Consider the following 5712-nt stretch of genomic DNA (forward strand, 5'->3'; position numbering starts at 1 on the left):
GCGCCGGACCGGGGCCCCGCGGGCCGCCCCGCGGCCCGCGGGACCCCGGCGGGGCCGGCGGTGCGCTCAGGAGCCCACGGGCGCCACGTCGCAGGGCGGCACGGGCCGGGTGACGCGGGAGAACGTGATGGTCTCGGTGCCCGAGGAGACCACCGTGCCGTCGGCGTCGTACACCGTGGAGGAGTGCAGCGAGTTGAACTGCGCACCCATGAGGATCGCCGAGCCGCGCATCTCCGCCCGGCCGTGCACCTGGCCCTGCTCGTCGAGGAACAGCTCCGTCAGCGCGTAGCCGAAGGCTCCCGGGCCCTTCTTCTTCCAGGTGCCCTCCGACATGCCGTGGGGCACGCCCGGAGCCTCGACCTCGTGGCACAGCAGCCCGTCCGCCTTGTACTGCTGGCGCACGTGGACGGTCTGCCCGCCGAAGTCCAGCTCGGCGGCCCACACCCCGACGGGTGTGGGCGCGCGGTGGTGTGCGGCGGCGCTCGGGGCCCAGGCGCCGAGGACCAGGGACGACACCGCCGCCACGGTCACAAGAGGCTTCTTCGGTATCCGCATGTTCGCATCCTTCTGCTCGCCGGAACGTGGGCCCGCGAGCATGGCGGCGCGTTCTCGACTCCCGGTCGAGTCGGGGCGCGTCCCCCGGCGGGCCCCGGCTGTCGAGCCGGATTCCGGGCCGCCTCGAGCCCCACCGCCGACGCTGGCGTAGCCGCCGCCCCGCCCGGCGCGTGGTCAGGACAGCGCCCACCACCCCGGGAACGCAGGAGTAGCCATGGAAAGATCCGACGCGGCCCCGGTACGGCCGGGCCCCGCGGACAGCCGACTGCCCTCACTGACAGGGCTCCGGTTCGTCGCCGCGATGACCGTGCTGTGCGCACACACGGGATACCTGTTCTTCATGGGCGCGAGCCCCACGCACGATCCGACGGACTACATCTTCGCCGTCGGCGGTGTCGGACTGACCTTCTTCTTCGTCCTGAGCGGCTTCATCCTGACCTACGTGGCCCGGGACGACGACACCAGGACGGCCTTCCTGCGCCGCCGGCTGGTGAAGATCTTCCCCAACCACCTCGTCACCCTCGCGGCGACCGTCGTGCTGATGCTGGCGGCGGGCGTCACCGTCTCCGTCACCAACACCGCCCCCTCCGTCCTGCTGCTCCAGAGCTGGCTGCCCGTCCAGGACGCGATCATGGGCCACGGCACCAACTCGCCCAGCTGGTCACTCACCTGCGAACTGCTCTTCTACGTGTGCTTCCCCTGGCTGCTGACGTTGGTGCGGCGCATCAGGCCGGAGCGGCTGTGGGGGTGGACCGGCGCGGTCACCGCGGTCATCCTCGTCGTGCCCTTCATCGCCCAACTGCTCCCCGACCGGCCCACGATGTGGTGGGGCGGAGACATGTCCTGGTGGCAGTACTGGTTCGTCTACCACTTCCCGCCGGTGCGGATGCTGGAGTTCGTCCTCGGCATCCTCGTCGCCCGCGCCGTGCTGAGCGGACGCCGGATCAGGATCGGCCTCCTTCCGGCGGGCCTGCTGTCGGTGGCCTCGTACGCCGTACTGGCCCAGCTGCCCGGGGTCTTCGCCTGGATGTCGCTGTCGGCCCTGCCGCTCGCCCTGGTCATCGGCGCGGCCGCCACCCGGGACATCGAGGGCCGGCGCACCGGGTTCGGCAACCGGGCGATGGTGTGGCTGGGCGAGATCTCCTTCGCGCTCTACATCGTGCACTACCCGGTCATCTACTACGGCCCGATGCGGGCGGTCGATCCCGAACACGCCTTCCAGATACGCAGTTTCGCCGAAGCCCTGCGCGACGTCTCGCTCACCTTCGCCATCAGCCTCGCGCTGGCCTGGTTGCTGTACGTGACGGTCGAGCGGCCCGCCATGCGCCGCTGGAGCCGCGGACGGCCGCCGCCGCCACCGGCGGGCGTGCCCGGGGAGACCCGGGACGCCGCCAGGGCCCTCTGACCCCCACCGGGTCGAGAGCGGCTCAAGTGCCCCACCAGCCTTGATCGTTACTGTCAGCCGTGCCGCGAGGCACGGCAGAAGGAGGAACCATGGAGCGGGCCGACGCGGAACTGTACGTGGAGGTACAGCAGTTCTACGCGGAACAGATGCCGCTGCTCGAAGAGCGCAGGCTGGAGGAGTTCCTGGAGACGTTCACCGAGGACTGCGTGCTGGAGCACATCCCGTTCGGCTGGCGCTTCGACGGCCGGGAGGACCTCCTCAAGGAGATGTCCGCCCGGCGCGGGGACGCGTCGGCGCCCCGCGTCGAGGAGACGTCGGCGCGGCGGGCCCGCGACGAGAACGTCCCCTACTACAACGGGCTGGTCTACCGGTACTGGTTCGACCGGCTGCGCGTCGTCCCTGACGGCGACGACACCCTGCGCACCCGCTACCAGGCGATGGTCAGCATGACCGACTCCGACGGCAAGGTCAGCTTCGAACCCACGACCGTCGTCGAGGACGAACTCGTGCGCCGCGACGGCCGCCTGCTGACGCGCTCGCGCACCGTCACCCACGACTCCGCCCGCTGGGCGGACAAGATCCACAACCCCTCCTGACCGGTCGCCGCCCCCGAGCGCACCGGTCCCCCTCCCGGGTGGGCCCCCGCCCACCCGGGAGGGCTGCGAGAAGAACAGGCTGAGGACGAACGACATGACCGAAGAGCACCCCGGACAGAACGTCCCCGCGAAGGCGGGGCGGCGTGAGTGGCTCGGACTCACCGCGCTCGCGCTGCCGTGCATGCTCATCTCGATGGACAGCACGGTGCTGTACCTGGCGGTGCCGCAACTCACCGAGGACCTGCGCCCCAGCAGCACGCAGCTGCTGTGGATCCTCGACATCTACGGCTTCCTCGTCGCCGGCTTCCTCATCACCATGGGCACGCTCGGCGACCGCATCGGCCGCCGCAGACTGCTCATGGCGGGAGCGACCGCCTTCGGTCTCGCCTCACTCGTCGCGGCCTGGGCGAGCAGCGCGGAACTGCTCATCGCGGCGCGCGCCCTGCTCGGCGTCGCCGGGGCCACGCTGATGCCCTCGACCCTGGCCCTGATCCGCAACATGTTCCACGATCCCGCGCAGCGCGCCTCGGCCATCGCCGTGTGGATGACGTCGTTCGTCGTCGGCATGGCCATCGGCCCGCTGGTCGGCGGAGTGCTGCTGGAGCACTTCTGGTGGGGATCGGTCTTCCTCATCGCCGTGCCCATCATGGTCCTGCTGCTGGTCGTCGGCCCCTTCCTGCTGCCCGAGTACCGGGCGGCGGACGCCGGACGGATCGACCCCCTCAGCGTGGTGCTGTCCGTCGCCGCCCTGCTGCTGGCGATCTACGGCATCAAGGAGCTGGCCGTGCACGGACCGAGCGGCACGGCGCTCGTCACGACGGCCGGCGGCATCGCCCTCGGCACGGCGTTCGTGCTGCGGCAGCGGCGTCTGACCGATCCGCTGCTGGACATGCGCCTGTTCGCCAACCGTCGGTTCAGCGCCTCGCTCGGCACCCTCACCCTCACGCTCTTCGCGATGTCGGGCATGTTCCTGTTCCTCGCCCAGTACCTGCAACTGGTCCTGGGGCTCTCCCCGTTGAGCGCGGGTCTGTGGACGCTTCCCGAGGCGTTCGCGATGATCGCGGCCGGATTCCTCACCCCGGTGCTGGCACGCCGCTTCCGCCCCGCGTACGTCATGGCGAGCGGACTGGTGGTCGCGGCCTGCGGCTGCGCGATGTACCTGTTCCTCGACGGGTCCGGCGGCCTCGCGATCCTCGTCACCGCCACCGTCGTCTTCGCCCTCGGCATGGGACCGATGACCATCCTGGGGACGGACATGATCCTCAGCGCCGTGCCGCCGGAGCGCGCGGGCGGGGCCTCCGCCATGTCCGAGACCAACCAGGAGTTCGGCATGGCCATCGGCGTCGCCGGCCTCGGCAGCGTCGGCACCGCCCTCTACAGTTCCCGGCTGGCCGAGACCATGCCCGCGGGCGTCCCCGCCGAGACCGCCGAGGCGGCCGGCGAGACGCTGGCGGCCGCCCTCTCCGCCGCCGCGGCGCTGCCGGGCGAGACCGGCGAACAGCTCTCCGCCGCCGCCCGTGCCGCCTTCAGCCACGGACTGCACGTGAACGCCGTGCTGAGCAGCTCTCTCGTCCTGTGCGCCGCCGTCCTCGTCGCCGTGCTGCTGCGGCACGTGCGGCCCCCCGCCGGGGACGAGGAGACGAGCACCGGTGTTCCGCTGGACGCCGGCAAGGAGGCGGCCGACCGGGCCTGAACCGTTGGGGCAGGCCCTCGTTCCCACCCACCACCACGGAGGTTCACCATGCCTGGACAGCGACCGGCCGACGTCTTCCCGCTCCCCGGCTCCTCGTACCGCGGACCCGCGCCGCGCTACCGGGAGCTGCGGGAAGGGGAACCGGTCGTCAAGGTCCGCACCGAGGGCGGAGCGGACGCCTGGCTCATCACCCGGTACGAGGACGTGCGCGCCGCCCAGGCCGACCCCCGGCTCAGCCGGGCGGCGGCCTGCGGCCCCGGCTCCGTGCGGGTGGGCGGCACCATGCACACCACCCCGGAGATGATCATTTCGCTGGACGGCGAGGAGCACGCCCGGCTGCGGCGCCTGGTCGCCGGCGCCTTCACCACCCGCAAGGTGGAGCTGATGCGCCCGCGTGTCCAGGAGGTCTCCGACCAGCTGCTGGACGCCATGGCGGCCAGGGGCGGCACCGGCGACCTGGTGGAGGACTTCGCCGTTCCGCTGCCGCTCATCGTGATCGGCGAGCTGCTCGGCGTGCCCGCACAGGACCTGCGGACCTTCGAGAAGTGGGCCCGTGCCTTCGCCACCGTCGACGAACGGGCCGGCGGGGAGGCGTCGCTGGAGGGCCTGGCCCGACTGAACGAGTACATCGTGGGCCTGATCGCGCAGAAGCGGGCCAGCCCCACCGACGACATGCTGTCGGACCTCGTCGCCGCGCGCGACAACGACGACCGGCTCAGCGAACAGGAGCTGGTGACCTTCGGGTTCACCCTGATCGGCGCGGGCTTCGACACCACCGCCAACCAGCTCGCCAACTCCGTGCTCGCCCTGCTCGTCCACCACCGCGAGATGTGGGACCGCCTGGTCCGGGAGCCACAGGGCATCCCCGCCACGGTCGAGGAGCTGCTGCGACACGTCAACCTCTTCGCCACCGACACCACCGGCTTCCCCCGTATCGCCGTCGAGGACATGGAGGTGGCCGGGGTCCGTATCGCCGCGGGCGACCCCGTACTGCTGTCGCTCGCCTCCGCCAACCGCGACGAGTCGGTCTTCCCCGACGCCGACGCCTTCGACCCGGACCGGCCGCGCAACCCCCACCTCTCCTTCGGCCACGGGATTCACTACTGCCTCGGCAAACAGCTCGGCAGGATGGAAATGGCCGTGGCGCTGGAAGGCCTCACGCGGCGCTTCCCCGATCTGCGGCTCGCCGTCCCCGAGGCCGAACTGCCCTGGCACCGCGGGGAGATCAACCACACGCTCAACAGCCTGCCGGTGACCTGGACGGCGTGACCCCGACCGCCGGGCGGGCGACCGTCCGTGCGCGCGATGCCCATCCGCGGGCCCCGGAGGTCCGCGGATGGGCATCGCGCGCACGGCGGGTCGCTCCGGTGGCGGGCCCGGCACGGGATCCGGCGGCGGGCGGCCCGGCCACGGCGTGCGGGGCCCCGCCGCTGTCTCTTATACACATCTCTGAGCGGGCTGGC

At 71.8% G+C, this 5712-nt stretch carries 5 protein-coding genes; 4 read left to right on the plus strand and 1 reads right to left on the minus strand.

The annotated features are described in order from the left end of the window. Positions 1 to 66: 66 nt before the first annotated feature. Entirely contained in the window at positions 67 to 555 is a 489-nt protein-coding gene (locus tag CR470_RS35160) for a hypothetical protein (protein ID WP_143663945.1), read from the minus strand. Between the two features lie 214 nt (positions 556 to 769). Between CR470_RS35160 and CR470_RS35165 the strand changes: the two genes are divergently transcribed. The 4 genes from CR470_RS35165 (at position 770) to CR470_RS35180 (ending at position 5518) form a co-directional block, all read left to right on the plus strand. Then, complete coding sequence (locus tag CR470_RS35165; RefSeq protein WP_097871557.1) at positions 770 to 1960, plus strand: acyltransferase family protein; 1191 nt, start codon at positions 770 to 772, stop codon at positions 1958 to 1960. Positions 1961 to 2049: 89 nt separating this feature from the next. After that, positions 2050 to 2556 (plus strand): nuclear transport factor 2 family protein, encoded by a 507-nt coding sequence (locus CR470_RS35170; protein ID WP_097871560.1) that lies wholly within the window; start codon positions 2050 to 2052, stop codon positions 2554 to 2556. Positions 2557 to 2650: 94 nt separating this feature from the next. Beyond that, positions 2651 to 4249 (plus strand): MFS transporter, encoded by a 1599-nt coding sequence (locus CR470_RS35175; protein ID WP_097871561.1) that lies wholly within the window; start codon positions 2651 to 2653, stop codon positions 4247 to 4249. A gap of 48 nt (positions 4250 to 4297) precedes the next feature. Beyond that, entirely contained in the window at positions 4298 to 5518 is a 1221-nt protein-coding gene (locus CR470_RS35180) for a cytochrome P450 (protein ID WP_097871563.1), read from the plus strand. The last annotated feature ends 194 nt before the right edge of the window (positions 5519 to 5712 follow it).

The sequence above is a fragment of the Streptomyces sp. rh34 genome (assembly GCF_002551245.1).
Taxonomy (GTDB): Bacteria; Actinomycetota; Actinomycetes; order Streptomycetales; family Streptomycetaceae; genus Streptomyces.

Excerpts from the sequence above, each read along its gene's own strand:
- CR470_RS35170 (WP_097871560.1), top strand. The coding sequence starts at position 2,050 with ATGGAGCGGGCCGACGCGGAACTGTACGTGGAGGTACAGCAGTTCTAC.
- CR470_RS35175 (WP_097871561.1), top strand. The coding sequence starts at position 2,651 with ATGACCGAAGAGCACCCCGGACAGAACGTCCCCGCGAAGGCGGGGCGG.
- CR470_RS35165 (WP_097871557.1), top strand. The coding sequence starts at position 770 with ATGGAAAGATCCGACGCGGCCCCGGTACGGCCGGGCCCCGCGGACAGC.
- CR470_RS35160 (WP_143663945.1), bottom strand. The coding sequence starts at position 555 with ATGCGGATACCGAAGAAGCCTCTTGTGACCGTGGCGGCGGTGTCGTCC.
- CR470_RS35180 (WP_097871563.1), top strand. The coding sequence starts at position 4,298 with ATGCCTGGACAGCGACCGGCCGACGTCTTCCCGCTCCCCGGCTCCTCG.